At 63.6% G+C, this 26,169-nt stretch carries 33 protein-coding genes and 1 pseudogene; 4 read left to right on the top strand and 30 right to left on the bottom strand.

Features of this window, described 5'->3' with window-relative positions; genetic code table 11:
- Positions 1–2: 2 nt before the first annotated feature.
- The 15 genes and pseudogenes from rpsN to rpsJ all read right to left on the bottom strand — a co-directional run bounded on the left by rpsN (position 3) and on the right by rpsJ (position 7,210).
- Entirely contained in the window at positions 3–308 is a 306-nt protein-coding gene (rpsN, locus tag G7078_RS04195; RefSeq protein WP_166093308.1) for a 30S ribosomal protein S14, read from the bottom strand.
- A 30-nt stretch (positions 309–338) separates the two neighbouring features.
- Entirely contained in the window at positions 339–935 is a 597-nt protein-coding gene (rplE, locus tag G7078_RS04190; protein ID WP_166093306.1) for a 50S ribosomal protein L5, read from the bottom strand.
- Positions 928–1,242: a 50S ribosomal protein L24 gene (rplX, locus tag G7078_RS04185; RefSeq protein ID WP_166093304.1), complete on the bottom strand. Its 315-nt coding sequence runs from the start codon at positions 1,240–1,242 to the stop codon at positions 928–930. Before rplX ends, rplE begins: the two co-directional genes overlap by 8 nt.
- On the bottom strand, positions 1,242–1,610 hold the full coding sequence (gene rplN, locus G7078_RS04180) for a 50S ribosomal protein L14 (RefSeq protein ID WP_166093301.1): 369 nt from the start codon (positions 1,608–1,610) through the stop codon (positions 1,242–1,244). Before rplN ends, rplX begins: the two co-directional genes overlap by 1 nt.
- 156 nt (positions 1,611–1,766) lie before the next feature.
- Positions 1,767–2,015, bottom strand: a pseudogene (gene rpsQ, locus G7078_RS10905) (30S ribosomal protein S17); the annotation flags it as partial.
- A 16-nt stretch (positions 2,016–2,031) separates the two neighbouring features.
- On the bottom strand, positions 2,032–2,241 hold the full coding sequence (rpmC, locus tag G7078_RS04170) for a 50S ribosomal protein L29 (RefSeq protein WP_166093297.1): 210 nt from the start codon (positions 2,239–2,241) through the stop codon (positions 2,032–2,034).
- A gap of 1 nt (position 2,242) precedes the next feature.
- Positions 2,243–2,677 (bottom strand): 50S ribosomal protein L16, encoded by a 435-nt coding sequence (rplP, locus tag G7078_RS04165; protein WP_166093295.1) that lies wholly within the window; start codon positions 2,675–2,677, stop codon positions 2,243–2,245.
- Positions 2,678–2,695: 18 nt separating this feature from the next.
- The gene (rpsC, locus tag G7078_RS04160; protein WP_166093293.1) at positions 2,696–3,406 is read right to left on the bottom strand and encodes a 30S ribosomal protein S3; all 711 of its coding nucleotides are present in this window, start codon (positions 3,404–3,406) and stop codon (positions 2,696–2,698) included.
- Positions 3,406–3,783, bottom strand: a complete 378-nt coding sequence (gene rplV / locus G7078_RS04155) for a 50S ribosomal protein L22 (RefSeq protein ID WP_166093291.1) — start codon at positions 3,781–3,783, stop codon at positions 3,406–3,408. Before rplV ends, rpsC begins: the two co-directional genes overlap by 1 nt.
- A complete protein-coding gene (gene rpsS, locus G7078_RS04150) occupies positions 3,783–4,058 on the bottom strand; it encodes a 30S ribosomal protein S19 (protein WP_166093289.1) in 276 nt (91 codons plus the stop codon). Before rpsS ends, rplV begins: the two co-directional genes overlap by 1 nt.
- Before the next feature lie 3 nt (positions 4,059–4,061).
- Complete coding sequence (gene rplB / locus G7078_RS04145) at positions 4,062–4,898, bottom strand: 50S ribosomal protein L2 (protein ID WP_166093286.1); 837 nt, start codon at positions 4,896–4,898, stop codon at positions 4,062–4,064.
- Positions 4,899–4,901: 3 nt separating this feature from the next.
- The gene (locus tag G7078_RS04140; protein WP_166093284.1) at positions 4,902–5,219 is read right to left on the bottom strand and encodes a 50S ribosomal protein L23; all 318 of its coding nucleotides are present in this window, start codon (positions 5,217–5,219) and stop codon (positions 4,902–4,904) included.
- Positions 5,212–5,838 (bottom strand): 50S ribosomal protein L4, encoded by a 627-nt coding sequence (rplD, locus tag G7078_RS04135; RefSeq protein WP_166093282.1) that lies wholly within the window; start codon positions 5,836–5,838, stop codon positions 5,212–5,214. The genes G7078_RS04140 and rplD overlap by 8 nt, the downstream gene beginning before the upstream one ends.
- 3 nt (positions 5,839–5,841) lie before the next feature.
- Entirely contained in the window at positions 5,842–6,723 is an 882-nt protein-coding gene (gene rplC / locus G7078_RS04130) for a 50S ribosomal protein L3 (RefSeq protein ID WP_166093280.1), read from the bottom strand.
- 175 nt (positions 6,724–6,898) lie between these two features.
- Positions 6,899–7,210 carry a 30S ribosomal protein S10 gene (rpsJ, locus tag G7078_RS04125; RefSeq protein ID WP_028969184.1) on the bottom strand — a complete coding sequence of 104 codons (312 nt, stop codon included), beginning with the start codon at positions 7,208–7,210 and terminating at the stop codon, positions 6,899–6,901.
- Between the two features lie 411 nt (positions 7,211–7,621).
- Here rpsJ and G7078_RS04120 point away from each other — a divergent pair, with 411 nt between their 5' ends.
- Positions 7,622–8,014: a hypothetical protein gene (locus tag G7078_RS04120; RefSeq protein ID WP_166093278.1), complete on the top strand. Its 393-nt coding sequence runs from the start codon at positions 7,622–7,624 to the stop codon at positions 8,012–8,014.
- Between the two features lie 150 nt (positions 8,015–8,164).
- On the opposite strand, the gene tuf is transcribed toward G7078_RS04120, so the two are convergent.
- From tuf to rpsL, 4 genes are all read right to left on the bottom strand, one after another.
- Positions 8,165–9,355: an elongation factor Tu gene (gene tuf, locus G7078_RS04115; protein ID WP_166093276.1), complete on the bottom strand. Its 1,191-nt coding sequence runs from the start codon at positions 9,353–9,355 to the stop codon at positions 8,165–8,167.
- A gap of 71 nt (positions 9,356–9,426) precedes the next feature.
- Entirely contained in the window at positions 9,427–11,520 is a 2,094-nt protein-coding gene (fusA, locus tag G7078_RS04110) for an elongation factor G (RefSeq protein WP_166093274.1), read from the bottom strand.
- Between the two features lie 103 nt (positions 11,521–11,623).
- The gene (gene rpsG, locus G7078_RS04105) at positions 11,624–12,094 is read right to left on the bottom strand and encodes a 30S ribosomal protein S7 (protein ID WP_166093272.1); all 471 of its coding nucleotides are present in this window, start codon (positions 12,092–12,094) and stop codon (positions 11,624–11,626) included.
- Between the two features lie 57 nt (positions 12,095–12,151).
- Positions 12,152–12,523, bottom strand: coding sequence for a 30S ribosomal protein S12 (rpsL, locus tag G7078_RS04100; RefSeq protein WP_147044308.1), 372 nt, complete (start codon positions 12,521–12,523; stop codon positions 12,152–12,154).
- Between the two features lie 397 nt (positions 12,524–12,920).
- On the opposite strand from rpsL, the gene G7078_RS04095 reads away from it, so the two are divergent.
- On the top strand, positions 12,921–13,139 hold the full coding sequence (locus tag G7078_RS04095; RefSeq protein WP_166093270.1) for a hypothetical protein: 219 nt from the start codon (positions 12,921–12,923) through the stop codon (positions 13,137–13,139).
- A gap of 47 nt (positions 13,140–13,186) precedes the next feature.
- Here the strand turns inward: G7078_RS04095 and G7078_RS04090 are convergent, their stop codons facing one another.
- From G7078_RS04090 to G7078_RS04065, 6 genes are all read right to left on the bottom strand, one after another.
- Positions 13,187–13,591 carry a cupin domain-containing protein gene (locus G7078_RS04090; RefSeq protein WP_166093268.1) on the bottom strand — a complete coding sequence of 135 codons (405 nt, stop codon included), beginning with the start codon at positions 13,589–13,591 and terminating at the stop codon, positions 13,187–13,189.
- A complete protein-coding gene (locus G7078_RS04085; RefSeq protein ID WP_166093267.1) occupies positions 13,591–13,842 on the bottom strand; it encodes a hypothetical protein in 252 nt (83 codons plus the stop codon). The genes G7078_RS04090 and G7078_RS04085 overlap by 1 nt, the downstream gene beginning before the upstream one ends.
- A 75-nt stretch (positions 13,843–13,917) precedes the next feature.
- Positions 13,918–14,868 (bottom strand): cation diffusion facilitator family transporter, encoded by a 951-nt coding sequence (locus G7078_RS04080; RefSeq protein ID WP_166093265.1) that lies wholly within the window; start codon positions 14,866–14,868, stop codon positions 13,918–13,920.
- Positions 14,865–16,169, bottom strand: a complete 1,305-nt coding sequence (locus G7078_RS04075; protein ID WP_166093263.1) for a Xaa-Pro dipeptidase — start codon at positions 16,167–16,169, stop codon at positions 14,865–14,867. The genes G7078_RS04080 and G7078_RS04075 overlap by 4 nt, the downstream gene beginning before the upstream one ends.
- A gap of 14 nt (positions 16,170–16,183) precedes the next feature.
- Positions 16,184–17,596, bottom strand: coding sequence for a dihydrolipoyl dehydrogenase (gene lpdA, locus G7078_RS04070; protein WP_166093260.1), 1,413 nt, complete (start codon positions 17,594–17,596; stop codon positions 16,184–16,186).
- Between the two features lie 67 nt (positions 17,597–17,663).
- A complete protein-coding gene (locus G7078_RS04065; protein WP_166093258.1) occupies positions 17,664–19,154 on the bottom strand; it encodes a replicative DNA helicase in 1,491 nt (496 codons plus the stop codon).
- Positions 19,155–19,316: 162 nt separating this feature from the next.
- On the opposite strand from G7078_RS04065, the gene dcd reads away from it, so the two are divergent.
- Together dcd and kynU are read left to right on the top strand one after the other, a co-directional pair.
- Positions 19,317–19,871, top strand: a complete 555-nt coding sequence (gene dcd / locus G7078_RS04060) for a dCTP deaminase (RefSeq protein WP_166093256.1) — start codon at positions 19,317–19,319, stop codon at positions 19,869–19,871.
- On the top strand, positions 19,868–21,091 hold the full coding sequence (gene kynU / locus G7078_RS04055) for a kynureninase (RefSeq protein WP_166093254.1): 1,224 nt from the start codon (positions 19,868–19,870) through the stop codon (positions 21,089–21,091). Before dcd ends, kynU begins: the two co-directional genes overlap by 4 nt.
- On the opposite strand, the gene G7078_RS04050 is transcribed toward kynU, so the two are convergent.
- Genes G7078_RS04050 through G7078_RS04030 form a run of 5 tightly spaced genes read right to left on the bottom strand, consistent with a single transcriptional unit; the run spans position 21,084 to position 26,122 of the window.
- Positions 21,084–21,494 (bottom strand): DoxX family protein, encoded by a 411-nt coding sequence (locus tag G7078_RS04050; RefSeq protein WP_166093251.1) that lies wholly within the window; start codon positions 21,492–21,494, stop codon positions 21,084–21,086. The genes kynU and G7078_RS04050 overlap by 8 nt on opposite strands.
- Positions 21,495–21,553: 59 nt before the next feature.
- A complete protein-coding gene (locus G7078_RS04045) occupies positions 21,554–22,135 on the bottom strand; it encodes an NADPH-dependent FMN reductase (RefSeq protein WP_166093248.1) in 582 nt (193 codons plus the stop codon).
- Between the two features lie 11 nt (positions 22,136–22,146).
- Positions 22,147–24,420 (bottom strand): ribonuclease R, encoded by a 2,274-nt coding sequence (gene rnr, locus G7078_RS04040; protein WP_166093245.1) that lies wholly within the window; start codon positions 24,418–24,420, stop codon positions 22,147–22,149.
- 17 nt (positions 24,421–24,437) lie between these two features.
- Positions 24,438–24,701, bottom strand: coding sequence for a DksA/TraR family C4-type zinc finger protein (locus tag G7078_RS04035; RefSeq protein ID WP_166093243.1), 264 nt, complete (start codon positions 24,699–24,701; stop codon positions 24,438–24,440).
- Positions 24,701–26,122, bottom strand: coding sequence for a M28 family peptidase (locus G7078_RS04030; RefSeq protein ID WP_166093241.1), 1,422 nt, complete (start codon positions 26,120–26,122; stop codon positions 24,701–24,703). The genes G7078_RS04035 and G7078_RS04030 overlap by 1 nt, the downstream gene beginning before the upstream one ends.
- Positions 26,123–26,169: the final 47 nt, after the last annotated feature.

The following is a 26,169-nucleotide window of genomic DNA, read 5'->3' as shown; positions in this document are numbered from 1 at the left end:
TCCTACCAGCTCGACTTCGTGACGCCCGGGATCAGGCCCTTGTTGGCCAGCTCCCGAAGCATGATCCGGGACAGCCGGAACTTGCGGTAATATGCCCGCGAACGACCCGTCAGCTCGCACCGATTGCGGATGCGCGTCGGGTTACCGTTGCGCGGAAGTTCCGCCATCTTGAGACGCGCGATCAGCCGCTCGGTCTCGTCCTTCGACTCGTCGTCTGCGATTTCGCGCAGCTTCGCGTACTTGGACGCATACTTCTCGACGAGCTTCTTGCGACGCTCGTTCTTGTTGATCGAACTCAGTTTCGCCATGACTTAAGTTCTTCTCCTACGCAGACCGCACTAGGCGGCCTGCTTCTCCTCTGAGTCCGCCGGGAACGGGAAGTTGAACAGGCGCAGCAGCTCGCGGCCCTCTTCGTCCGTCTTGGCGGTCGTGGTTACAATGATGTCCATGCCCCGGACCTTGTCGATCTCGTCGTAGTTGATCTCCGGGAACACGATCTGCTCTTTCAGGCCCATCGCGTAATTGCCGCGGCCGTCGAACGACTTCGGGTTCAGGCCCCGAAAATCGCGGACGCGCGGAAGCGCGACAGTCACTAGCCGGTCGAGGAATTCGTACATGCGCTCGCGGCGAAGGGTGACCTTCGCGCCGATCGGCATGCCTTCGCGCAGCTTGAACTGAGCGATCGACTTCTTCGCCTTGGTGATCACCGGCTTCTGGCCGGCAATCTTCTCCATTTCCTGCGCGGCCTTTTCGACAAGCTTCTTGTCGTTGGTGGCCTCGCCGACGCCCATGTTGATGACGATCTTGTCGAGCTTGGGAACCTCAAGGCGGTTCTTGTAGCCGAACTTGTCCGTCATCGCCTTGACGATGCGCTCGTCATAGTCGCGCTTCAGGCGCGGCGTGTAGGCCGCTTCGTTCTTCTTGGCGTCAGCCATTGATCAGCTCTCCGGTCTTGGCGGCGACACGCACCTTCTTGCCGTCGCGCACTTCGAAGCGGACGCGGCTCGGCTTGCCGTCGGCGGTCGCAACCGCGACCTTCGACACGTGCATCGGCGCTTCGCGACGCTCCAGCCCGCCCTGCGGGTTCGCCTGGGTCGGCTTGCGGTGGCGAACGGCGACGTTGACGCCGGACACGATCACCTTGCCGTCCTTCGGCATTGCCTTGGTCACTTCGCCGGTCTTGCCCTTGTCCTTGCCGGACAGGACCACGACCGTGTCACCCTTGCGGATCTTCTGCGCCATTACAGCACCTCCGGCGCGAGGCTGATGATCTTCATGTGCTTCTTCGCTCGCAGTTCGCGCACGACCGGGCCGAAAATACGGGTGCCGATCGGCTCTTCGTTCTTGTTGACCAGCACGGCGGCGTTGGAATCGAACCGGATCACCGAACCGTCGGGACGGCGGATATCCTTCGCAGTGCGAACGATCACCGCGCGGTGAACGTCGCCCTTCTTCACGCGGCCGCGCGGGGCGGCTTCCTTGACGCTGACGACGATGATGTCGCCGACACCGGCCACCCGGCGCTTCGACCCGCCCAGCACCTTGATGCACTGAACGCGCTTGGCGCCGCTATTATCGGCGACCTCCAGGTTGGACTGCATCTGGATCATGGTTCGACCCTACTCTCTTTCAATATCTGCTCAGGCGTCCGCGGTCGCGACGTCTTCGGCTTTCGCCGCATCCGTCTTTTTCGCGGCCTTGGCCTTCGTCGGCTTCGCCGGCTTTTCGGCCGGCTGTTCGGTTGCACCGTCAACGATCTCGACGGCGGCTGCCTTCGCGGCGCCGACGCGGTCGAGGACCGTCCAGGTCTTTAGCTTCGAAATCGGGGCGCACTCTTCGATGCGCACCTGCTCGCCCAAGCTGAACGCATTGTCCGCGTCATGGGCGTGGTACTTCTTCGAAAGCTTGATGATCTTGCCGTACAGGGGGTGCTTAACGCGGCGGTCGACACGGACCACCACCGTCTTGTCACCCTTGTCGGACACGATCGTGCCGGTCAGGACGCGCTTGGGCATTTCCTCGATAACTCCCTTAAGCCTTCGCGGCTTGTTCGTTGGCGCGCTGGGTCTGCAGCGTCTTGATGCGCGCGATTCCGCGACGCACCTCACGCACCCGCGACGGCTTCTCCAGCTGGTTCGTCGCCGACTGGAAACGCAGGTTGAACTGCTCGCGCTTCAGCTCGAGCAGCTGCTGCTGCAGCTGGTCGTCGCTCTTCGCCTTGAATTCGTCGATGGCGGCCATCTTAACGGTCCTCTTCGATCAGGGTCTCGCCCAGGCGGGCAACGACCTTCACCTTGATCGGCAGCTTCTCGGCAGCGCGCTCGAACGCCGTCTTGGCGAGCGGGCCCGGAATGCCGTCGAGTTCAAACAGGATGCGGCCGGGCTTGACCCGAGCGACCCAGAATTCCGGGCTGCCCTTGCCCGAGCCCATACGGACTTCCGCCGGCTTGGTGCTGACCGGAACATCCGGGAAAATGCGGATCCAGAGACGGCCCTGGCGACGGATGTGGCGCTGGATCGCGCGGCGAGCCGCCTCGATCTGGCGCGCGGTGATCCGCTCCGGCTCCATCGCCTTGAGGCCGAAGGCGCCAAAGTTCAGCTCGGTCCCACCCTTGGCATTGCCATGGATCCGGCCCTTGAAGGCCTTGCGGAATTTAGTGCGCTTGGGTTGCAGCATCTTGTTTTCCTTTAGGCCTTAGCGACCGCGGTCTTCGCGAGCCGGGCGGACTCCGGAAGTCTGCGCTTCCATCATCAGCCGGTCCTGGGCGAGCGGATCGTGGCCAAGGATTTCACCCTTGAAGACCCAAACCTTGACGCCGCAGACGCCATAAGCGGTGTGCGCTTCGGCTTCGGCATAATCGACGTTGCCGCGCAGCGTGTGCAGCGGCACGCGGCCTTCGCGGTACCATTCGGTGCGCGCGATTTCCGCGCCGCCGAGACGGCCCGCGCAGGTGATTCGAATGCCTTCCGCGCCGAGGCGGAGAGCCGACTGCACTGCCCGTTTCATCGCGCGGCGGAATGCGATCCGGCGCTCGAGCTGGTCGGCGACGCCCTGGGCGACGAGCTTGGCGTCAATCTCCGGCTTGCGGATCTCGACGATGTTCAGGCTCACTTCGCTCGACGTCATGGAGCCGAGCTTGCGCTTCAGCTTCTCGATGTCGGCGCCCTTCTTGCCGATGATCACGCCGGGGCGTGCGGCATAGATGCTGATCCGGCAGATCTTGGCCGGACGCTCGATCACCACCTTCGAAATCGCGGCCTGGGGCAGCGTTTCGATGATGTAGCGACGGATCTTGAGATCCTCGAGCAGCAGGCGGCCGTAATCCTGGCCTTCCGCGAACCAGCGGCTGTCCCAGGTCCGGTTGATCTGCAGGCGAAGCCCGACAGGAGACGATTTCTGACCCATTATGCTTCTTCCTGCTCGCGCACGACGACGCGGATGCGGCTGAACGGCTTGACGATCCGGCTCGAACGACCGCGGGCGCGGGTCGCAAACCGCTTCATCGAGATCGACTTGCCGACGCTGGCCTCGGCAACGACGAGTGCGTCGACGTCGAGGTTATGGTTGTTCTCGGCATTGGCGACGGCCGACGCGAGCACCTTGTAGACATCCTCGCTCATGCCCTTCGGGCTGAACTTGAGGATGTTGAGAGCCTGCTCGACCTTCTTGCCGCGGATCAGGCCAGCGACCAGGTTCAGCTTGCGCGCCGACCCACGGATCGTGTTGCCGACGGCGAGCGCTTCCTTGTCGCCTACCTTGCGCGGTGCAGCTTGCTTGCCCATCAGCGCTTACCCTTCTTGTCGGAGGCATGGCCCGGGAAGAAGCGGGTGGGAGCGAACTCGCCGAGCTTCATTCCGACCATGTCTTCATTGACCGACACCGGAATGAATTTCCGGCCGTTGTAGACGTTGAAGGTCAGGCCGACGAACTGCGGCAGGATCGTCGAACGGCGCGACCAGGTCTTGATCGGCGCGCGCTTTGAGCTGTCCTGCGCGGCTTCCGCTTTTTTCAGCAGCGAAAGCTCGACGAACGGACCTTTCCAGATGGAACGGGCCATGGGTTAACCCTTCTTCTTCGCGTGACGGGACCGAATGATGAACTTGTCGGTCGCCTTGTTGTGACGGGTGCGGGCACCCTTGGTCGGCTTGCCCCACGGGGTAACCGGGTGACGGCCGCCAGAGGTCCGGCCTTCACCACCGCCATGGGGGTGGTCGACCGGGTTCTTGGCGACACCGCGGGTCAGCGGGCGCTTGCCCATCCAGCGGGTGCGCCCGGCCTTGGCCAGCGTCTGGTTGCCATTGTCCGGGTTCGAAACCGCGCCAACGGTGGCCATGCAGTCGGAACGCACGTAGCGCTGCTCGCCTGAATTGAGCCTGACGATGACCATGCCCTTGTCGCGGCCGACGACCTGAACATAGGTGCCGGCGGCGCGAGCGATCTGGCCGCCCTTGCCGGGCTTCATCTCGACGTTGTGAACGATGGTCCCGACCGGCATTTGGCCGACTTCCATCGCATTGCCCGGCTTCACGTCGACCTTGCGGCCGGCGATCACCTTGTCACCGGGAGCGAGGCGCTGCGGAGCCAGGATATAGGCCTGCTCACCGCCTTCGTAGGTGATCAGCGCGATGAACGCCGAACGGTTGGGGTCGTACTCGATCCGCTCGACCGTGGCTGCAACGTCCCAGGTGCGGCGCTTGAAATCGACCAGGCGATAGCGCTGCTTGTGACCGCCGCCGATACCGCGCGACGTCACGTGACCCTTGTTGTTGCGACCGCCGGTCTTGGTCTTGCCTTCGGTCAGCTTCTTGACCGGCTTGCCCTTCCACAGCGACGATTTGTCGACGAGGATCAGGCCGCGGCGGGCGGGCGAAGTCGGCTTATATTGCTTCAGTGCCATGGCTTAGATTCCGCTCGTCACGTCGATCGACTGGCCTTCGGCCAGCGTGATGATCGCTTTCTTGAAATCGGACCGCTGGTAGGGCTTGCCCTTCCAACGCTTGCTCTTGCCCTTGGTCACGATCGTGTTCACGCCGGTGACGCTGACGTTGAACAGCGCTTCGATCGCAGCCTTGATCTCCGGCTTCGATGCGTCCGACGCAACCTTGAAGACGACCGCATTATGCTCCGACAGCATCGTCGATTTCTCGGTGATGTGCGGGGCCAGGACGACGTCGTAGTGACGGGCGTCGACCGCAGTCTGCGCTTGCTTCTTAGCCATTGAACCGGGCCTCCAGCTTCTCAACCGCGGCGCGGGTCAGGACCAGCGTCTCGTGGCGCATGATGTCATAGACGTTGGCGCCGACGGCAGGCAGCAGGTCGATGCTTTCGAGGTTCGACGAAGCGCGGGCGAAGCCGACGTTGAGCGCGTCACCGTCGATCACCAGCGCCGTCTTGCCAAAGCCAAGCGAACCCAGCTTTTCGCGCAACGCCCGGGTCTTGCCCTCGGCAATGTCCAGGTTGTCGAGGACGACCAGCTGGCCGTCACGAGCCTTGGCCGACAAGGCCATCCTGAGGCCAAGCGCGCGGATCTTCTTGTTCAGCGACGGATCGAAGTCGCGGACGCGAGGACCGTGAGCCTTGCCGCCGCCGACGAAGATCGGGGCGCGGCGATCGCCATGGCGAGCCGTACCGCCACCCTTCTGGCGACCGAACTTCTTGCCGGTGCGGGCAACGTCGCTGCGCTCACGCGCACCGCGGGCAGTGCCGCGGCGCTTCTCGAGCTGCCAGGTGACGACGCGGTGCAGGATATCGGCGCGCGGCTCGACGGCGAAAATCTCGTCGTTGAGCTCGATGTCGCCGCCCTTGCCGGCGTCGAGGGTCTGTACCTTGACCTTCATCGCTTAGCCTTCCTTGCTCTCGCCGGAGTCACTTGGCGAAGCATCGTCCGCCGGAGCGTCGGTGGTTTCGTTGGTTTCAGCCGCGCCCGCTTCCTGCTCGGCTGCGATCGCCGCAACCTCGTCATCGCCCGGAAGCGCCGGAATTTCGTGAACGGCCGCATCGTCGACCAGGCCAGCTGCTGGCAGCTCGCTCTCGTCGACCGGCTTGTCCTTGGACACGAGGCCCGCCGGGTAAGGCGCGCTCTCGCTGCGCGGCACCTTGACCGCGTCATAGACCGTCAGCCAGCCGCCCTTGTGACCCGGAACCGAGCCCTTGATGAATAGCAGGCCGCGGATCGGATCGGTGCGAACGACCTCAAGGTTTTGCTGGGTGCGGTTACGCGCGCCCATGTGGCCGGCCATCTTCTTGTTCTTGAAGACGCGGCCCGGATCCTGGCGGTTACCAGTCGAACCGTGCGAACGGTGCGAGACGGAAACGCCATGCGTCGCGCGCAAACCGCCGAAGCCCCAGCGCTTCATGGCGCCGGCAAAGCCCTTGCCCTGCGTAACGCCGGAAATATCAACCAGTTGGCCGGCGACGAAGTGGTCGGCGCTGATCGTCGAACCGACGTCCAGCAACGCATCTTCGGCAACGCGGAATTCGACGACTTTCGCCTTCGGCTCGACTTCAGCTTTGCCGAACGCGGCACGCTGCGGCTTGGCGACGTTCTTCGCCTTGGCCTTGCCCGCTCCAAGCTGGATCGCGGTGTAGCCGTCCCGGTCTGTTTCGCGGCGGCCGATAACCTGCACATCGTCCAGTTGCAGGACGGTAACCGGCACGTGCCGTCCGTCCGCCTGGAAGAGGCGGGTCATTCCGACCTTCTTCGCGATCACGCCAGTGCGCATGATCAGTGACTCCTCAACAGAGGCACCTGGACCATTCCAGGTGCTTGCAGCCCAAATTTATGCGTGCCCCGCCTGGGCTAGTGCTCCGCGAGGTGCGGAACGGCGGGGACGCAGCCCGGAGAAACTCCGGCGGTATCACCCAAGTCCGGCACCGCTTTCGCGGCGCCGCCGGCCGTTAAGCCAGCTTGATCTCAACGTCGACGCCGGCGGCCAGGTCGAGCTTCATCAGCGCGTCCACCGTCTGCGGCGTCGGCTGCACGATATCGAGCAGCCGCTTGTAGGTCCTCACCTCGAACTGCTCGCGCGACTTCTTGTCGACGTGCGGCGAACGGTTGACGGTGAACTTCTCGATACGCGTCGGCAGGGGAATTGGACCGCGAATGAGTGCGCCCGTGCGGCGCGCCGTATCGGCGATGTCGCCGGTTGCCTGGTCGAGCACTCGATGATCGAAAGCCTTCAGGCGAATACGGATATTCTGCGTTTCCATGTCCCTACCGATGCGAAAGAGCCGCTCGAGCTGTTACCAGCCCGAAAACAAAGAGGCCGCACCCGCTTGCCCCGGTTTCCCGGGCCGGACGACCTCATCTCTGATATTTGCTGACGGTGACGAATCCCCGTCGGTGAACGCGCCTCTATAGGGGACCGCCGATCAGATCAACCCCTGTGCGGCTAATACGAGATCGTTCTCGGGCAACAAGCGAGCCATTGTCATAACGGAAGATTGTGACATGATTTAGCGGTCCGACGGAGTGGGGTGTTAGAGATGCGCGTAGAACTAGCGGCCGTCGCGGCGACAATGTTGGCATGTGCGCCCGTTTCGACGGCCAAAGCTTGCGACAACTCTCCCGATCTCGCCAGAATACCCGGGGCGTCGGACTCAGAGGCAGAGCAGCGATATTTGGCTTACGAACGCGACATCAATGTGATCGCGATGCTCGAACGTGAAAAATCTGCCTTGGAAGAAAACTGGACAGTTTATTTAGCAACCATCGCGTCTGCCGTAGAAGGAAGCAAGACTGCTAATTCTGCAACAATGATCAGCGTTACGCCCGTTTGGCAAGTCCGCGGATTGCTTCCGAAGGGCCAGCAACAGATAGCATTTCCTGGTATCCCGCATTGCCCGGCGCGAGGGAGCCTACCCCTCAATCATATCGAGCGCGATCGGCTGTTGGTCATCTTCGAACGGCCAGGTTCAAAATCCGGGATGAGTGCAGAGGCAGCTCGATCCGGTGAGCTGATCAATGCAATCACGATGTACGCGCTTAAGGTCGATCCCGGCCAATTTAGGTAGCCGCAAGCTATCCCACTCCGCTCGACCGTCAGCAACAAGTCGCAGACGAGACCGCCGCCTTCGGATTTGCACAGTCGCCAAACGAAAAAGCCCGGCGCTTCGGGTGAAGCACCGGGCCCTTCGTCAGTCTAGCGCCCGAGAGCGCGCGACTTACTTGGTGATGTTGCCGACAACACCGGCGCCGACCGTACGGCCGCCTTCGCGAATCGCGAAGCGCAGGCCCTGGTCCATGGCGATCGGTGCGATCAGCTTCACGCCCAGCGTGACGTTGTCGCCCGGCATCACCATCTCGGTGCCTTCCGGCAGAACGACTTCGCCCGTCACGTCGGTCGTGCGGAAGTAGAACTGCGGACGGTAGTTGGCGAAGAACGGCGTGTGACGGCCGCCCTCGTCCTTCGACAGGACGTAGACTTCGGCCGAGAAGTCGGTGTGCGGCGTGATCGAGCCGGGCTTGCAAAGAACCTGCCCACGCTCGACTTCCTCACGGCCGACGCCGCGGATCAGCGCACCGATGTTGTCGCCGGCCTGGCCCTGGTCGAGCAGCTTGCGGAACATTTCGACGCCGGTCACGACCGTCTTCTTGGTGTCCTTGATGCCGACGATCTCGACTTCCTCGCCAACCTTGACGATGCCGGTTTCGACACGGCCGGTGACGACGGTGCCGCGGCCCGAGATCGAGAACACGTCTTCGATCGGCATCAGGAACGGCTTGTCGAGCGGACGCTCCGGCTGCGGGATCCACTCATCGACGGCGGCCATCAGCTTCGTGATGGCTTCCTTGCCGATGTTCTCGTCGCGATCTTCGAGAACGGCGAGCGCCGAACCCGAAACGATCGGAATGTTGTCGCCGTCGAAGCCGCGCTTGGAAAGCTCCTCGCGGATTTCCAGCTCGACGAGCTCAAGCAGCTCGGGATCGTCGACCTGGTCGACCTTGTTGAGGAACACGACCATGGTCGGGACGCCGACCTGGGCCGCGAGCAGGATGTGCTCCTTGGTCTGCGGCATCGGGCCATCGGCGGCCGACACGACCAGGATCGCGCCGTCCATCTGCGCGGCGCCGGTGATCATGTTCTTCACATAGTCGGCGTGGCCCGGGCAATCGACGTGCGCATAGTGGCGGTTGGCGGTCTCATATTCGACGTGCGCGGTCGAGATGGTGATGCCGCGCTCACGCTCTTCCGGCGCCTTGTCGATGTTGGCGAAGTCGACAGCAGTGCCGCCGCTCGTCTCGGCGAGCACCTTGGTGATCGCCGCCGTCAGCGACGTCTTGCCATGGTCGACGTGACCGATGGTTCCGATGTTCACGTGCGGCTTGTTCCGCTCGAATTTCGCCTTCGCCATTATACGCCTCTTCTGTGTTGAAATCGGGCGGCCCGCCCAATGCGAGCGCGCCCATAGCTACAAAATTAAGGTTACGCCAGCTTCGCCTTCACTTCGTCGGCGACGTTCTGCGGCACTTCGTCATAGTGCGAGAACTGCATCGTGTACTGCGCACGGCCCTGGGTGAAGGACCGCAGCTGATTCACGTAGCCGAACATGTTCGCCAGCGGCACCATCGCCTCGACCGCCTGCGCATTGCCGCGGCTGTCGGTGCCCTGGATCTGGCCGCGACGGCTGTTGATGTCGCCGATGACGTCGCCGAGATAATCCTCGGGCGTCACGACTTCCACCTTCATCACCGGCTCGAGCAGCGTGATGCCCGCCTTCTGCGCCACTTCGCGCATTGCGCCGCGGGCACAGATTTCGAACGCCAGGGCCGACGAGTCGACGTCGTGGTAGGCGCCGTCGTACAGGTTGATCTCAAAATCGATGATCGGGAATCCGACCAGCGAACCCGTGGCCGCCGTCTCGCGGAAGCCCTTCTCAATCGCGGGGATATATTCCTTGGGAATATTACCGCCCTTGATCTCGTCCTTGAAGACGATGCCCGACCCGCGCTCACCCGGGGACACCTTGACCTTGACGCGACCGAACTGGCCGGTGCCGCCCGACTGCTTCTTGTGGGTGTAGTCGATGTCGACCGGCTTCTTGAGATACTCGCGATACGCGACCTGAGGAGCGCCGACATTGGCGTCGACCTTGAACTCGCGCTTCATGCGATCGACGAGGATCTCGAGGTGGAGTTCGCCCATCCCCTTGATGATCGTCTGCCCGCTCTCATGGTCGGTCGACACACGGAACGACGGGTCTTCCCGGGCGAGGCGGTTGAGTGCGACGCCCATCTTTTCCTGGTCGGCCTTGGTCTTGGGCTCGACCGACAGCTCGATGACCGGGTCCGGGAATTCCATCCGCTCGAGGATGATCGGCGCATTTATCGCGCAGAGCGTATCCCCGGTAGTGGTGTCCTTCAGACCTGCCAGCGCGACGATATCGCCGGCGTAAGCCATCTGAATGTCCTCGCGGTCGTTGGCATGCATCAGAAGCATGCGGCCGACCTTTTCCTTCTTGTCCTTGACGCTGTTCGTGACCTGCGACGCGGTCTCGAGCTTACCCGAATAGATGCGGGCAAAGGTCAGCGTGCCGACGAACGGATCGTTCATGATCTTGAACGCGAGCGCCGAGAAAGGCGCGTTGTCGTCCGAGGCCCGCGAATCTTCATCGCCGTTGGGCAGGATGCCCTTGATCGGCGGGACGTCGAGCGGGCTCGGCAGATAGTCAACGACGGCGTCGAGCAAGGGCTGGACACCCTTGTTCTTAAAGGCCGAGCCGCAAACAACCGGCACGAACGCCATGTTCAGCGTGCCCTTGCGGATCAGCTTCTTGAGCGTGGCCGTGTCCGGCTCGGTGCCTTCGAGATAGGCTTCCATGGCCTCGTCGTCCTGCTCGACCGCAATCTCGATGAGGTTCGTGCGCGCTTCCGCGGCCTTGTCCTTCAAGTCGTCCGGGATTTCCTGATATTCGAACTTCGCGCCAAGGCTTTCTTCCAGCCAAATGATCGCACGGTTTTCCACCAGATCGACGAGGCCCTTGAAGCTGCCTTCGATTCCGATCGGGAGATAGAGGACGGCCGGACGTGCGCCCAGGCGATCGATGATCGACTGCACGCAATATTCGAAATTGGCCCCGGTACGATCAAGCTTGTTGATGAAACACATGCGCGGAACGCCATACTTGTCGGCCTGACGCCACACGGTCTCTGACTGCGGCTCGACACCGGCGACACCGTCAAAGCATGCCACCGCGCCGTCGAGCACGCGCAGCGAACGCTCCACCTCGATGGTGAAGTCGACGTGGCCTGGCGTATCGATAATGTTGATGCGGTGCTCTGGACCCTGACCCTCTTCGGCCTTCCACACGCAGGTGGTGGCGGCCGACGTGATGGTGATCCCGCGCTCCTGCTCCTGCTCCATCCAATCCATCGTCGCGGTGCCCTCATGCACCTCGCCGATCTTGTAGGACTTGCCGGTGTAATAAAGGATGCGCTCGGTCGTCGTCGTCTTGCCGGCATCGATGTGGGCCATGATGCCGATGTTGCGATAGCGGTCGAGCGGATGGCTGCGGGCCATTTGTCGGTTTCCTTAGCGATGTAGGGGACCGGCCGGGCCGGACCCCCTTGATATAGGTATGAAATTTACCGGTGCCACCCGTGGGCGGCAGCCGGGAGAATTGTTACCAGCGATAGTGGCTGAAGGCGCGGTTCGCTTCGGCCATGCGGTGCGTGTCTTCGCGCTTCTTCACCGCGTTGCCACGGTTCTGCGAGGCGTCCATCAGCTCGCCCGACAGGCGGCCGGCCATGGTCTTTTCCGACCGCGCACGGGCGGCGGTGATCAGCCAGCGGATGGCCAATGCCTGGGCCCGCTCGGTGCGGACTTCGACCGGGACCTGATAGGTCGCACCGCCGACGCGGCGACTGCGGACTTCGATGCCCGGCTTGATGTTGTTGAGCGCGTCATGGAAGACCGACAGCGGCTCCTTCTTCAGGCGCGCTTCGACATTGTCGAGCGCACCGTAGACGATGCTTTCGGCGACGGACTTCTTGCCGTCGAGCATGACGCTGTTCATGAACTTCGACAGGACCAGATCGCCAAACTTGGGATCGGGCAGGATTTCGCGCTTTTCTGGGCGACGACGACGGGACATTGGGTGTTCCTTTCTCTTCAGCCGGGTCCGAGATTCCCTCGGGGCTTACTCGTCAAATTACTTCGGACGCTTGGCGCCGTACTTCGAACGGGACTGCTTGCGGTCCTTCACGCCCTGCGTGTCGAGGACGCCGCGAAGCACGTGGTAACGCACGCCCGGAAGGTCGCGCACACGGCCGCCGCGGATCAGCACGACGCTGTGCTCCTGCAGGTTGTGGCCTTCACCGGGGATGTAGCTGATCACTTCGCGCTGGTTGGTCAGGCGAACCTTGGCCACCTTGCGCAAAGCCGAGTTCGGCTTCTTCGGGGTCGTCGTGTAAACGCGGGTGCAGACGCCGCGCTTCTGCGGATTCTGCTCCATCGCAGGGACCTTCGATTTGGCCTTCTGCGGTTCGCGACCCTTGCGGATCAGCTGGTTAATCGTTGGCATGAAGCCCTTCACCTTTTCTGTGCCGGAAGCCCCGGCGGTTACTTTGCTCAACATGAAAAGCGCGAAGGCTTGCGGCCAACCTTTCGGCCAGCCGGCCTTCACGTCACTGAGCAATGTTCAGCTCTTGCGTCCGGTGGAGCGATCACTCGCTGGCACTTGGACGGGCGGGCACATAGCGGGCGAGCCCGCAGCGGTCAATCGTTTGCCTCGACCAGCGAGTAGCCGTGTCGACGGTAACCACCGACGCGGCCGGTGGCTTCGATGAACGACGAACGGCCCCGACAAACCGACAAAGGGACCTTGTCGACGCCCTTGTACAGCCGGTCGAACGGCGCTGCCCATGCCGGCCCAGGTGCCGCAAATTGGCGCGGCTCAAACCAGAGCAAGGAGAACTGACATGATCAACACTCTTCTGGTCGCGATGAGCGCCGGTACGTTCGCGCTCGCGGGCGCCGGCCAAGCTCCCGCCTCCAAGCCGGCCAATCAGGCCGAAAAGAAAATCTGCCTGTCGTACGACCCCATCGTCGGCAGTCGCATTCGTCAGTCGGAATGCAAGACGAAGGCTCAGTGGGCGCAGGAAGGCGTAATCGTCGTTCGGCCTGAAAAAGCCAAGTAATTGCCGCCCGATCCGGAGACCAGCCGGCGCGCGCGCCCGCTGGGCTCCTACTCGGTCGTCTCGCCGTGCCACTCTTCGTGGGGATGGCGGCGGTCGGCCTCTTCCTTGGTAGATTGAACGATCCCGTCCTTGTGCTCGGGCGGGCCGTAGATGGTGTATAGCCGCAGCAGGCGTGAGCCAGTGTTACGGACATTGTGCCGTGCACCCGCCGGCACGATGACGGCAAAGTCGTCCTCGACGCGATTCTCCTTGCCGTCGATATCGATCGCACCCTCGCCTTCCTCGATCCGGAAAAACTGGTCGCGATCCTCGTGGACTTCCTCGCCGATTTCGTCGCCCGGCTGGAGCGTCATAAGCACCAGCTGCAGGTGGTTGCCGGTGTAGAGTACCCGGCGGAAATCCTCGTTCTCCACCGTCACCTTGTCGATGTTGTCGCAGTAGCCGCGCTTCATCACAATTCCTCCTCGTTCGGCGCCGAGCCATCGTCGGTCGTCTTCGTCCCAGCTTCGTTCGAGGGGGCATCGCCCTCGACGCTGTTCTGCGGGGCGAGGTCGTTTATCGCGGCCTGGTCCGCAGGTCCGAGCGCAGCGTCGATTTCCGCTGAGCTCAGGTCGTTCCTGCCTGGCGCCAGATCGGTGCCGGAGTCGTCGTTGCTGCAGCCACCGACCGCCAGCGCAAGCATGGCAAGCGTCCAAAAACGCATTCCTTCATTCCTTAATTACTCGAGTCGTCGAACGTCAAACCGCAAGCGGGTCAAGGCGTTCCTCTCGACCCTTACTCACTGAGTGCGAGCAATGATCGACTGTTCGCGGGCCCCTTGCTGCGGACGGATGAAGAACCGCCGGATTTGCGGCCATCGGCGGGACGCTTCGACCTCCACGCCGTCGACGATCCGTTCGACTTGGCCGGCCGAAATGGTGTCATCGAAATCGACGCTGACCATTACCGTGATCTGATCCGGCGCAGAATGTACCGTCAGCACGTCGCCGACGCCGACGATGCCCTCGCAGCCCTCTACCAACCTGCGGATGTCCTCGACCAATTCAAGATCCGCGGCCTCGCCAATCAGCAGGCCCTTCGATTCAATCGCGAGGACGAAGGCGGTAACGGCCAGAATGCCGCCGATGACGACCGAGGCGACACCATCGTAAAGCGGATTGCCGGTAATTTCCGTGGCAAACACGCCGATGCCGGCGGCGACGATTCCGGCCATTGCGGCGCCGTTTTCAAGCAGGACGATGAAGGTGGGCGGATCCTTCGAGCTGCGGATCGCGCTAATCCAGCCGAGCCGTCCCTTCGATTGCTTGAACTCATTGAAGGCCGCGATGGTCGACCATCCCTCGAGCAGGAAGGCGGCCCCGAGCACCACGTAGGCAACGATCGGCGTGACCGGCTCTTCCGGATTAGCGATGTGCAATATGCCTTCGTAGATCGAAACGCCGGCGCCCAGCGCGAACACCATGACCGCGACGACGAAGCTCCAAAAGTAGATTTCCCGCCCGTGACCGAACGGGTGGATCGCGTCCGCGGGCTTCTTCGCCCGGTGTCGGCCGTAGATTAGGAGGAGCTGGTTGAAGGAATCGACGACGCTGTGGATCCCCTCCGTCAGCATCGCTGACGATCCGGTGATCGCGGCCGCCACGAACTTGGCCACGGCCACGCCAAGGTTGGCCGCGAACGCGATCAGCAGTGTGCGGTTGCTATGGTGCCCTTCGGAAACCGCGCTCATTGTGCCGGGGTTGTCGCTCGCGCCTTGCTGCCTGGGATCAACTCGCCGCCCTTGATCACGGCGTCGACCCGCTCGAGAACGCGGACATCGCGCAGCGGATCGCCGCGCACGGCGATAATGTCGCCCATCCGGTCCGGCTGGATCGCGCCGACGTCGTTGCGGCCAAGCGCCTCGGCGGCGTTGATCGTCGCGGCCCGGATCGCCTCGAGCGGGGTCATCCCATATTCGACCATCGTGGCGAACTGCTGCGGCACCATCCAGTGCGGCATGACCCCGGCGTCAGACCCGAATACCATGCGCACGCCGGCGCGGTGCGCCTTGCGGAAGTTGTCGCGCTGGATCTGGCCGATTTCCCGGTCCTTGCGGATGTTCTCCTCCAGGGTGCCGTTCTTCTTGCCCTCCGCCTGCGTGTAGTCGGTATTCTTGATGTCCATCGAAAACCACACCGGCCGCGCGCGCGCCTTCGCCAGGCGGATGCTTTCGTCGTTCAGCAAGCTGGCATGCTCGATCGTGTCGATGCCGGCCCGGATCGAAGCGTTGATCCCGTCCGCGCCGTGGGCGTGCGCCGCCACTCGCATCCCGGCCATATGGGCTTCATCGGCAATCCCGCGAAGCTCACTTTCGGTAAGCTGCTGCTGGCCCGGCGTGTCGCCGCGCGAGAAGACGCCGCCGGTCGCGCACACCTTGATCACCTCGGCGCCGAACTTTCGCTGACGCCGGACCTGGTACTTCAGCTCATCCGGCGTATCGCCGATCCCTTCTTCCTTGACCTTTTTCTGGAGGCTCGGCGGCAGATAGGTGTCGTCGCAATGCCCGCCGGTCGCGCCGAGGGCGTGCCCGGCCGGAACGATCCGCGGACCCACCGCATAGCCGGCCTCGATCGCCTGCTTCAGGCCGACGTCCGTCCAACCTTCCGAACCGACGACGCGGATGGTCGTGAACCCTGCGTCAAGCATCTGCCGCGCGGTCCCGACGGCGACGATCGGCCAGAAGCGGTCGGTATATTCAAGGAACCGGTACCCGCCGATATCGGCCGGCCCGAGGTGCGTGTGCATGTCGATCAATCCGGGCAGGAGCGTCTCGCCCGGCAGGCTGATCGTCTTCGTGCCCGCCGGCACCTGGATCGCCGCAAGGGTGCCGACCTGCTGAATCCGGCCATCGTCGCCAATCAGGATTGCCGGGTTAGCCACATAGCGCCCGGTCTGGACATCGAGCATCCGGTCCGCGGTGACCAGGGTCGCCGCGCTCGAGACAGTCGATGAAAGAAGCGTCGCCAAGGCAACTGCCAGATACCGCTTCATCTTATTCCCCTGTTTCAAACGTGAATGACTCGGCCGTACGCCATCAGCGCGCTTTCGTGCAGCATTTCGCTTAGCGTCGGGTGTGGATAGACGGTCTGGAAGAAGTCCTGTTCGACCAGCTCCGCCGTCTTGCCGAGGGTGTAGCCGTGAATGAGCTCCGTCACCTCCGCCCCGACCATATGTGCGCCAAGCAACTCGCCGGTTTTGGCGTCGAACACCGTCTTAATGAAGCCTTCCGGCTCGCCCAAGGCGATGGCCTTGCCGTTGCCGATAAACGGGAACTTGCCGACCTTTACCTCGAAGCCCGCCGCCTTGGCCGCGGCTTCGGTGTAACCGACCGACGCCACCTGCGGGCGGCAATAGGTGCAGCCGGGGATATTCCTGGCATCCATCGCGTGCGGATGCGCGTCCGTGTTGCCCAATTCCTTCGCGATGGCCTCCGCCGCGATCACGCCTTCGTGGCTGGCCTTGTGGGCAAGCCAGGGCGGTGCGGTAACGTCGCCGATGGCCCACACGCCCGGGACGTTGGTCCGACAATGCTCGTCGGTGTCGATGTGGCCCTTCGTGGTCTTCAGGCCGAGCTCCTCAACCCCGATATTCTCGATGTTGGGAACGATCCCGACGGCAACGATGGCATGGCTGAAGCGGTGCTCGGCGGCCTTGCCGTCGCTGGTCTTGATCGTCGCCGCGACCCCGGTCCCATCGGCCTTTAGGCTTTCGACGCCGGCCTTGGTCAGCAGGGTCATGCCCTGCTTCTTGAGCTGCTTGGCGAGGAAGTCGCTAACCTCGCTATCCTCGACCGGGACGACCCGGTCGAGCATTTCGACCACCGTAACCTTGGCGCCCAGGTCGCTGTAGAAGCTGGCGAATTCGATCCCGATCGCGCCGGATCCGATGACCAGCAATTCGGTCGGCATTTCCGGCGGGGTCATCGCGGTGCGATAGGTCCAGATGCGCTTCCCGTCGGCCTTTGCAAACGGCAGCTCGCGCGCCCGCGCGCCCGTCGCGACGATAATATGCTTGGCCTGGAGCTCGCTCGACTTGCCCTCGGCGGTGACCGTCAGCTTGCCCTTCCCGGCCAGCTTGCCCTGACCCATGTGGACGTCAATCTTGTTCTTCTTCATCAGGTGCGTGACGCCCTGATTGAGCTGCTTGGCAACGCCCCGGCTGCGCTGGACGACCTTGGCCAGGTCGAAGCTCGCGCCCCCTGCCGACAGCCCGTAAGCACCCGCATTTTGCATCTGGTGAAACACTTCGGCCGACCGCAGCAATGCCTTGGTCGGAATGCAGCCCCAGTTAAGGCAAATACCGCCGAGCAGCTCCCGCTCGACGATCGCGGTCTTCAAGCCCAGCTGCGACGCTCTGATCGCCGCGACATATCCGCCCGGCCCCGACCCAAGGACAATCACGTCAAACTGGTCGGCCATGTAATGCTCCGGTTGCGGCAGGATCCTGCCGCTCCCTTATTCCATCGCTGGCCAAGCGCAACCGTGGCTAGCCGCGCTGCTCCGGCAGATAGGCATCTTCAACCAGGTCGCTGAACCGGGTGATGCGGGCATCGAACTTCATCCGCACCTTGCCGGTGGCGCCGTGCCGCTGCTTGGCGACAATCAGTTCGGCGAGGCCGTAGACCCGGCCCATCTCCTCCTGCCAGGCCGGGAAGTCCGGGTGATCATCGGCGGGCTGGCGGGAAGCGAGGTAATAATCCTCGCGATAGATGAACATGACCATGTCCGCGTCCTGCTCGATCGAGCCCGATTCGCGCAGGTCCGAAAGCTGCGGGCGCTTGTCTTCGCGCTGTTCGACCGCGCGGCTGAGCTGCGACAGCGCGATGACCGGAACGTCGAGCTCTTTCGCCAGCTGCTTGAGGCCACGGCTGATCTCCGAGATTTCCTGCACTCGGTTCTCGCTTGCACCGCCGCGACCGGTGCCTTGGAGCAGTTGCAGGTAATCGACGATGACCACGCCGATGTTCTTCTGCCGCTTCAGCCGGCGGGCGCGGGCGCGAAGCGCCGCGATCGTCAGGCCGGGCGTGTCGTCGATGTACAGTGGAAGGCTCTCAAGCTCTCCGGCGGCCCGGGCAAGCGAGCGGAATTCCTGCTGGCTGATCTTGCCCATGCGCAGGCTCTCGGAACTGATCCCCGACTGCTCGGCAAGGATACGCGTCGCCAGCTGGTCGGCCGACATTTCGAGGCTGAAAAGCGCGACCGGGGCACCGGCGCCCTTGCCCGGCTCGATCCCGTCTTCGGAATCGCGAAGGAAGCGCTGCGCCGCCGCAAACGCCCAGTTGGTGGCAAGCGAGCTCTTGCCCATGCCCGGTCGGCCGGCGACGATGATAAGGTCGGACTTGTGCAGGCCGCCGATCTTGGCGTTGATGCTGTCGAGGCCGGTGGTGATGCCCGACAGGTGGCCGCCGCTGTTAAGCGCGCGCTCGGCCGTCTGAAGTGCGGTCTTGGTGGCTTCGGCGAAGGACTTGGCCTTACCTTCCGCGCCACCCTCTTCGGCGACCTTGTAAAGTTCGGTTTCGGCTTTCTCGATCTGCTCGAGCGGGGCCACTTCCTCGCTGGTGTCGAGCGCGCTTTCGACCAGTTCGCGGCCAACCCCGATGAGCGCGCGAAGCAGCGCCAGGTCGTAGATCTGCTGGGCGAAATCCTTGGCGCCGATGATGGCCGCGCCGGAGCCGGTGAGCTGCGCCAGGTAAGCCGCGCCCCCGACCTCCTTCATCGCTTCGTCGCCATCGAACATCGGCCGCAGGGTGACCGGGTTGGCGACCATATTCTTGTCGGTCAGCCGAAGAATCGAATCGTAGATACGGCCGTGCAGCGGCTCAAAGAAATGATGCGACTTCAGCTTAAGGCCGATATCCTCGACCAGCCGGTTGTCGATCATCATTGCGCCAAGCAGCGCCGCCTCCGCCTCGACATTCTGCGGAAGGGATGGTGCGACGGGCTCGGCGGCCCCAGCGATACGTACGATTTCTGCCATGCGCTTGTCCTAGGCGGATGCTTTCGCCCGCGCCAAACGAGAACAAACATAGCACGCCTGTGGATAGCATGTGAATCCGGCAGTTTTCAGCCGCCCGCCTCATCCACAGAAATAATCTGGCCCAAATTGAAGGGCGGGAAGCCGCCGGTTAGGCAGCGGAGCATGGCCATTCTTTCCGACCGCTGGATTCGCGAACAGGCGCAAAACCACGCGATGATCGAGCCCTTCGTCGAGGGACAGCGCCGCGACGGCTGCATCAGCTACGGCCTGTCCTCCTATGGGTACGACGCGCGCGTGTCCGATGATTTCAAGATTTTCACCAACGTCGACAGCGCCATCGTCGACCCCAAGGATTTCGCCGCCAACAGCTTCGTCGACCGCAAGACCGACGTATGCGTCATTCCGCCCAACAGCTTCGCCCTGGCGCGGACGGTCGAGTATTTCCGGGTGCCGCGCGACGTGCTCGTCATCTGCCTTGGCAAGTCGACCTATGCGCGCTGCGGAATCATCGTCAACGTCACGCCGCTGGAGCCCGGCTGGGAAGGCCATGTGACGCTGGAATTTTCCAACACCACCCCGTTGCCCGCCAAGGTGTATGCGAATGAAGGCGCGTGCCAGTTCCTGTTCCTGCAGGGCAACGAGCCGTGCGAGATCAGCTACGCCGACCGTGCCGGCAAATATATGGGCCAGCGGGGCGTGACGCTGCCCCGGCTGTGACCCCGCACGACGCCCGCGCGCTCGACCGCGGCGATCCGCTCGCATTCGCGAAAGACCGCTTCCGCCTCCCGGCCGGCAAAACCTATCTCGACGGCAATTCGCTGGGCGCCCTGCCGGTCGCGACGGCCGTCCGCGTCGGCGAGACGATCCGCCACCAATGGGGCGACGACCTGATCGCCAGCTGGACCGGGCACGACTGGATCGAAGCGCCGTTCCGGGTCGCCGCGAAGCTGGCGCCCATCGTCGGCGCCAGGGACGGCGAATTGCTGATCGCCGATTCGACCTCAGTGTGCCTGTTCAAGTTGCTCACCGCAGCCGTTCGAGCGCGACCCGACCGCCGGGTGATCGTCACCGACGCCGCCAATTTCCCGACCGACCTTTACGTGATTGAGGGCGCTGCAAGCCTGCTCGGCTGTGAAGTGCGGCGCGTGCCCGCGGGCGGCATTGCGGATGCCATCGATGCGGACGTCGCCGTCGTCACGCTCACGCACGTCGATTATCGCAGCGGCGCCAAGTACGACATGGCTGCAGTCAACGCAGCCGCAAAGGCGGCCGGCGCGCTCACCTTGTGGGACCTCTCGCACAGCGCCGGCGCGGTCGAACTCGACCTCAACGGCAGCGGCTGCGACCTCGCCGTTGGCTGCGGCTATAAATATTTCAACGGCGGTCCCGGCGCGCCTGCCTTCCTGTTCGTCGCCGAGGAACTGCAAAAGGAGCTGCATTCGCCGCTCCAGGGCTGGATGGGCCATGCCGATCCGTTTGCGTTCAGCGCATCCTACCAGCCCGCCGATGGCATCGGCCAGTACCTGACCGGCACTCCGTCGGTCCTGGCGCTTGCCGCGCTTGACTGCGGACTCGACACCTTTTCCGGGATCCTAATGTCCGCCGTCGCGGCCAAGTCACGCGCGCTGTCACAGCTGTTTATCGAGGAGGTCGAGCGCGGTTGCGGGGACAAGGTCGAACTGGCCGGCCCGCGCGAACCTGACGCACGCGGCAGCCACGTCAGCTTTGCCCACCCGCACGGCTACGCGGTCATGCAGGCCCTGATCGATGGCGGCGTCATCGGCGACTTCCGCGCGCCGAACCTGATCCGCTTTGGCTTCGCGCCGCTCTACAACAGTTATGCCGAAGTCGTTCGCGCGGCCGAATTGCTGACCGAAATCCTCAACTCAGCCAGCTGGGACCAGCCGCGCTTCCACGCTCGGCTGAAAGTCACCTAGGCGTGTCGTCACGCCGGGCATTGTCGACGCTCCACGGCCCGGCTCCGGCCGCGGCGAGGAACAGGAAGACGAAGCAATACAGGATCGCCGCGTCGCCCATGTTGTTCACCGGGAACGGGTCCTGCGGGGCGTGCGCCATCCAGTAAGCGACCGCCATCGTTCCCGAAGCGAGGAAGGCCGCGGGGCGGGTGAACAGGCCGATGGCGATCAGGAAACCGCAGATTAGCTCGATGATTCCCGCGTAAGCACCCGGCCCGTCGAGCGCGAGGCCCGAGCCAGCATATTGGCCGGCCGGGAAGGACAGGAACTTCTGAGTCCCATGCTCCATGAAGAGGAGCCCGCTGATGATGCGCAGGATCGCGTGAATTTGCGGTTCGTAGCGGGAAAGCCAGGTAAAGCGCATCGTTCAGCCCCTCTGTTGATGCGCAAGCTTACTACGCCTGCGAAACGAGTCCAGCGTTGTCAGGCGAGCGCGGCACGGGCGCGATGGATGACGTCGACCCAATCGTGGAACGCGTGCGCGATCTTTTCGACGAATTCCTTGAGCGGCCCATCCTTCAGCTGGCCGTTCGAATCGAAGCTGTCGTCGGTGACGTTGCCCAGATAGGCCTCGGGCTGCTGCATCACCGGCATGTTAAGGAACACGCAGGCCTGGCGCAGCTGATGGTTCGCGCCGAAGCCACCGATTGCCCCGGGCGAAGCGCTGATGATCGCCGCCGGTTTGCCGTTCCAGACGCTATGCCCATACGGCCGAGACCCGACGTCGATCGCATTCTTCAGCACGCCCGGGACACCGCGATTATATTCCGGCGTGCAGAACAGGATGCCGTCGGCGGCCGCGATCTGCTTGCGAAATTCGCGATACGCCGCCGGCTCGTCCGCTGAGCCATCGTACTCCTGGTTGTAGAGGGTTAGGCCGCCGATATCGACCATGGAGCATTCGAGGCTGTCATCCCGAATGGCGCAGATCGAACGGGCCACCTTGCGGTTGATGCTGTCCTTGCGAAGACTGCCGACGAGGATCGCGATCTTGTAGGGGGCCATGCGAATTTCCTTCAACGCTTGCGGGACTGATGACGAATGTTGGGCGGCCGCCCGCGCTTGCCCTGTCCGGCCCGCGTTCGATCGTTGCGCCGCGGTTGGGACGGGCTGCCGTAAGATCCTTCAGGCAGTTCGAAACGCAGGGAAGCCGCAACCGGGTTCGCTTCCGCTATGCGCAACTGCAATCTTTGGCCGGGGCGGTACGTCTCGCCGCTCTGTTCGCCGATCAACTGCTGCGACGCCTCATCGTAGCGGAAATATTCGGTGCCCAGAGTCGAAACCGGCACCAGCCCGTCGCCGCCAAGCGCCTCCACAGTCGCGAAAAAGCCGAACGGCTGGACACCGGTGATGCGGCAGTCGACGAGTTGCCCGACCTTGTCGGAAAGGTAGGCGGCGACGTAGCGATCGACGGTTTCCCGTTCCGCCTCCATCGCCCTGCGCTCGAGCATCGAAATCTGCTCGCCGATCTCAACGAAGCGTTCTTCCTCGCCCTTTGGCAACCCGCCGTCGCCAAGCCGAAAGGCGCTGACCAGCGCGCGATGCACGAGAAGATCCGCGTAGCGCCGGATTGGCGAGGTGAAGTGCGCGTAGGTCGCCAGCGCCAGCCCGAAGTGGCCCAGCCGCTCCGGGCCGTAGCGCGCCTGCATCTGCGTGCGAAGCAACTGCTCCATGATCTCCTCGCGGCCGGGGCCGTCACCGACCCGCTCGATGATCCGGTTGAAGGTGCTCGGCTTGATTACCTGTCCGAGGGCGAACTCCAGGTCGAAGGTGGCCAGATAGTCCTTGAGCCCGACCAGCTTTTCGCGGCTCGGCGGTTCGTGGACGCGGTACATCACCGCTGCTTTCTTCGCTTCCAGCGCCCGCGCGGCGGCGACGTTGGCCGCGATCATATAGTCCTCGACCAGCTTGTGCGCGTCGAGCCGCTCGCGCGGCGCGACGGAGGTAATGCGCCCCTTTTCGTCCAGCACCACCTGCCGTTCGGGCAGGTCGAGCTCCAAGGGTTCGCGCTTCTGCCGCGCCGCGAACAGCGCTCGCCAACAGGCCCACAGGGGCTTGAGCGCAGCCTCGACAAGCTCTGCCGGCACGGTGCCGTCGACCTCGGGCATCGCACAGGTCGGCGAGGAGACCTCAATGCGCTCTTCGCTCGCCGCATCCATCGCAGCCTGCGCATCTTCGTACGCAATATTTGCTGCAACACAAATCTTTGCGCGGGTGAAACGCCAGCTTTTCAGGGTGCCGTCGCTGGCGATTTTAAGGTGGCAAGCCATTGCCGCCCGCTGCTTGCCCGCCTTGAGCGAGCAGATGTCCGCGGAGAGCTCTTCCGGCAGCATCGGCACGACCCGATCGGGAAAATAGACGCTGTTGCCGCGTGCCCGGGCTTCCTTGTCCAGCTCCGATCCTGGCCGGACATAGAAACTGACGTCGGCAATCGCGACGATGGCATTCCATCCCCCTTCGCCATCGGCTTCCGCCCAGATCGCATCGTCATGATCCCGCGCGTCGCGCGGATCGATGGCGACGATCGGCAGGTGAGTCAGGTCCTCGCGCTCGCCCAGAGGCAGCTTGGAGACGCGGTGCGCCTCCTCGATGGCTGAATCCTTGAACTCATGGCGCAGGCCATGCTTATGGATCGCGATCAGGCTGAAGCTGCGGGGCGCGAACGGGTCGCCGAGCACCGCCGTGACCCTGGCGGTTACGCGCGGCGGTCGCCCAGCGACCTCGCAAAGCACTAGGTCGCCGACCTGCGCACTGCCGACGTCGCTGATCATCAGTTCGCGCCGCTCGCGCTTGTCGACCGGCCGAAGCCAACGCTTGTCGCCCTCTTCCCGGACGACGCCGAGCACCAATTGAGCGCTCTTCTCCAGCTTCTTCATCGGGTGCGCGACGAAGCCGGAGCCGGCCTCCTCGGTCCGGGCCAGGATCCGATCGCCGATCCCCAGCGCGCCTTTGCGTCCCCGCTCGATCACGCGCAGCTTCGGCGGCGGCCCTTCGGCGTGCCATTGTTCCGGCACTGCGCGCGCCTGGCCGCTGTCGTCCACCTCGACGACACGCAGCACGGTAACTTTCGGAACGCCTCCGCTCTTGTGGAAGGCGCGGCCCGGCGAGCTATTGATCAGTCCCTCGTCAGCCATGTCCTTGAGCAGCGCCTTGAGCTGGATCTTGTCCTGGGCCGACAGGCCAAAGGCCTTGGCGATCTCGCGCTTGCCCGCCGGCTGTCCGGACGATGTGATGAAGTCGAGGATCTGCTGGCGGGACGGCAATCCAGCGGCGGGGCGTTTGCGTGGCATGGAGCCCTTTAACGCACCTAACGCAACTGGCTATCCTTGCTGCCGCGACGATTGATGGTCGAGTGCACGACCGCCTTGTCGCGCATGGACTGACAACCGACGCAGGTGCGCACGCCAGGCAGCGCCGCGCGCCGCTTCGGCGGGATCGGCTCCCCGCAATCGTCGCATTCCTCGGCGCTTTCCCCGCTTGGGTTGAGCGCACGGGCGCGGGCGACCGCATCCTTGATCGTGTCGTCGATCTGGTCCTGCACCGCGCCGTCGCGCGTCCATCCGCCAGCCATTACGGCTTCTCCTTGGGCTTCATGTAAGGCTTGAACGCACCGCCGGGCACGGCGGACGCAACCGGGCTTTCGTAGCCGTCGCGGCTGACCGACGCGACACCGAACACCCAGTCGTCGACGCGGACGCCTTTCAATACGACTTCGCATGTGCCCCCGGAAATGAAGCAGCCGTTGGCCGGGGCGGCACTGTCCGAACCGACCGACCGCATCTGCTCGTAATATGGCCATTGGTTGCTATCGGTGCGGCGCCAGCGAACGATGTAGCGCAACGCGCCTGGCACCGCCTTGAATTGAATGGTGGTATCGGTGCTCACCGCGCCCTCGGCCGTCGGTTCTGGCGGTGGCGGAGCGCTTGCGAGCCAAGCCAGCGCGGCGACATTCAGCTGGGTGACCGCGGCCAGGTAGCCGAAATCCATTTTGTCGACGGTGTCGCCATATTCGACGCCCTTCTCGACCCGCAGGTCCTGGTGCTGCTGATTGTAATTCTCGACCGCCACCGAGAATCGCACCGCCGGGAAGCCAAGGTTGAGGAATTCCGTGTGATCGCCGCCGCGACCGAACCGGTCGTTGCGCCAGACTTGCCGAACTTCGAGATTTACCGGCGGTCCGACCCGCTCCGCCAGGCGATCGAGAAAGCGGGAGATGTTGCGCGAGGGAGCGTCGTTCTCCCCGCCCAAGCTGCGGATTTGCGCGGCCAGGTCCTCATGCCCCTGCCAGCGCGGTCCTTCCGAAAAGACGCGCACCGTCGCCCGGTCGCACACGCCATCCGAACCGCAGCTGTTGCCGATGATGTCGTTGTTAAGGTTGGCGACGACGTTCCAGCCCTGCGCCTTCGCATAGTCGGCCAGCACCTTGCCGCCGTAGAGTCCCTGCTCTTCCCCGGACAATGCGGCATAGACGATCGTGCCGGGAAACTTGTGCTTCGACAGCACCCGCGCGGCTTCGATCACCGCGGCGGTGCCCGACCCGTCGTCATTGGCTCCCGGCGCGTTGGCAGTGACGTTCATCACGTCGCTGACCCGGCTGTCGATGTGGCCGGTGATGATCACCACGTCGTTGGGCCGCTCGGTCCCCCGCTGGATCGCAACCGCATCGCAGATTGCGGTCGGCTTTGGCACCCGCTTGCCGGTGAATGTCTGGCACGGCCGCACGGTCGGCAGTCCGAAGCTCTTGAACTGCGCATCTGTCCACCGCAGCGCAGCGCCGATCCCGCGGTTCGGATCGGTCTGTGACGACAGCGTGTGGCGCGTGCCGAAGCTGACGAGCTTCTCCACCGTATGGCGCATGCGCACGCCGTCGACCTCGCGCGCGTGACTGGCGACAATGTCCTCTGGACCGGGGAGCGGCGGGGTGGCCTGCGCGGCGCCGGTCATTGCCGTCCCAAGCAGGGCAAGGCTGCCAACCGTTTTCAATGCACGCATACTCGACTCTCCTTCTCGTCGCTCTTGCCGCTCTCTACGCGCGTTCG

This window comes from Sphingomonas sinipercae (genome assembly GCF_011302055.1).
GTDB classification, from domain to species: domain Bacteria; phylum Pseudomonadota; class Alphaproteobacteria; order Sphingomonadales; family Sphingomonadaceae; genus Sphingomicrobium; species Sphingomicrobium sinipercae.
This window is presented reverse-complemented; position numbering and strand designations above follow the sequence as displayed.

What these genes read in the sequence shown, in the direction of transcription:
- rpsN (WP_166093308.1), bottom strand. Translation starts at nt 308, where the DNA reads ATGGCGAAACTGAGTTCGATCAACAAGAACGAGCGTCGCAAGAAGCTC.
- rplE (WP_166093306.1), bottom strand. Translation starts at nt 935, where the DNA reads ATGGCTGACGCCAAGAAGAACGAAGCGGCCTACACGCCGCGCCTGAAG.
- rplX (WP_166093304.1), bottom strand. Translation starts at nt 1,242, where the DNA reads ATGGCGCAGAAGATCCGCAAGGGTGACACGGTCGTGGTCCTGTCCGGC.
- rplN (WP_166093301.1), bottom strand. Translation starts at nt 1,610, where the DNA reads ATGATCCAGATGCAGTCCAACCTGGAGGTCGCCGATAATAGCGGCGCC.
- rpmC (WP_166093297.1), bottom strand. Translation starts at nt 2,241, where the DNA reads ATGGCCGCCATCGACGAATTCAAGGCGAAGAGCGACGACCAGCTGCAG.
- rplP (WP_166093295.1), bottom strand. Translation starts at nt 2,677, where the DNA reads ATGCTGCAACCCAAGCGCACTAAATTCCGCAAGGCCTTCAAGGGCCGG.
- rpsC (WP_166093293.1), bottom strand. Translation starts at nt 3,406, where the DNA reads ATGGGTCAGAAATCGTCTCCTGTCGGGCTTCGCCTGCAGATCAACCGG.
- rplV (WP_166093291.1), bottom strand. Translation starts at nt 3,783, where the DNA reads ATGGGCAAGCAAGCTGCACCGCGCAAGGTAGGCGACAAGGAAGCGCTC.
- rpsS (WP_166093289.1), bottom strand. Translation starts at nt 4,058, where the DNA reads ATGGCCCGTTCCATCTGGAAAGGTCCGTTCGTCGAGCTTTCGCTGCTG.
- rplB (WP_166093286.1), bottom strand. Translation starts at nt 4,898, where the DNA reads ATGGCACTGAAGCAATATAAGCCGACTTCGCCCGCCCGCCGCGGCCTG.
- G7078_RS04140 (WP_166093284.1), bottom strand. Translation starts at nt 5,219, where the DNA reads ATGGCTAAGAAGCAAGCGCAGACTGCGGTCGACGCCCGTCACTACGAC.
- rplD (WP_166093282.1), bottom strand. Translation starts at nt 5,838, where the DNA reads ATGAAGGTCAAGGTACAGACCCTCGACGCCGGCAAGGGCGGCGACATC.
- rplC (WP_166093280.1), bottom strand. Translation starts at nt 6,723, where the DNA reads ATGCGCACTGGCGTGATCGCGAAGAAGGTCGGAATGACCCGCCTCTTC.
- rpsJ (WP_028969184.1), bottom strand. Translation starts at nt 7,210, where the DNA reads ATGGAAACGCAGAATATCCGTATTCGCCTGAAGGCTTTCGATCATCGA.
- tuf (WP_166093276.1), bottom strand. Translation starts at nt 9,355, where the DNA reads ATGGCGAAGGCGAAATTCGAGCGGAACAAGCCGCACGTGAACATCGGA.
- fusA (WP_166093274.1), bottom strand. Translation starts at nt 11,520, where the DNA reads ATGGCCCGCAGCCATCCGCTCGACCGCTATCGCAACATCGGCATCATG.
- rpsG (WP_166093272.1), bottom strand. Translation starts at nt 12,094, where the DNA reads ATGTCCCGTCGTCGTCGCCCAGAAAAGCGCGAAATCCTGCCCGATCCC.
- rpsL (WP_147044308.1), bottom strand. Translation starts at nt 12,523, where the DNA reads ATGCCAACGATTAACCAGCTGATCCGCAAGGGTCGCGAACCGCAGAAG.
- G7078_RS04095 (WP_166093270.1), top strand. Translation starts at nt 12,921, where the DNA reads ATGATCAACACTCTTCTGGTCGCGATGAGCGCCGGTACGTTCGCGCTC.
- G7078_RS04090 (WP_166093268.1), bottom strand. Translation starts at nt 13,591, where the DNA reads ATGAAGCGCGGCTACTGCGACAACATCGACAAGGTGACGGTGGAGAAC.
- G7078_RS04085 (WP_166093267.1), bottom strand. Translation starts at nt 13,842, where the DNA reads ATGCGTTTTTGGACGCTTGCCATGCTTGCGCTGGCGGTCGGTGGCTGC.
- G7078_RS04080 (WP_166093265.1), bottom strand. Translation starts at nt 14,868, where the DNA reads ATGAGCGCGGTTTCCGAAGGGCACCATAGCAACCGCACACTGCTGATC.
- G7078_RS04075 (WP_166093263.1), bottom strand. Translation starts at nt 16,169, where the DNA reads ATGAAGCGGTATCTGGCAGTTGCCTTGGCGACGCTTCTTTCATCGACT.
- lpdA (WP_166093260.1), bottom strand. Translation starts at nt 17,596, where the DNA reads ATGGCCGACCAGTTTGACGTGATTGTCCTTGGGTCGGGGCCGGGCGGA.
- G7078_RS04065 (WP_166093258.1), bottom strand. Translation starts at nt 19,154, where the DNA reads ATGGCAGAAATCGTACGTATCGCTGGGGCCGCCGAGCCCGTCGCACCA.
- dcd (WP_166093256.1), top strand. Translation starts at nt 19,317, where the DNA reads ATGGCCATTCTTTCCGACCGCTGGATTCGCGAACAGGCGCAAAACCAC.
- G7078_RS04050 (WP_166093251.1), bottom strand. Translation starts at nt 21,494, where the DNA reads ATGCGCTTTACCTGGCTTTCCCGCTACGAACCGCAAATTCACGCGATC.
- G7078_RS04045 (WP_166093248.1), bottom strand. Translation starts at nt 22,135, where the DNA reads ATGGCCCCCTACAAGATCGCGATCCTCGTCGGCAGTCTTCGCAAGGAC.
- rnr (WP_166093245.1), bottom strand. Translation starts at nt 24,420, where the DNA reads ATGCCACGCAAACGCCCCGCCGCTGGATTGCCGTCCCGCCAGCAGATC.
- G7078_RS04035 (WP_166093243.1), bottom strand. Translation starts at nt 24,701, where the DNA reads ATGGCTGGCGGATGGACGCGCGACGGCGCGGTGCAGGACCAGATCGAC.
- G7078_RS04030 (WP_166093241.1), bottom strand. Translation starts at nt 26,122, where the DNA reads ATGCGTGCATTGAAAACGGTTGGCAGCCTTGCCCTGCTTGGGACGGCA.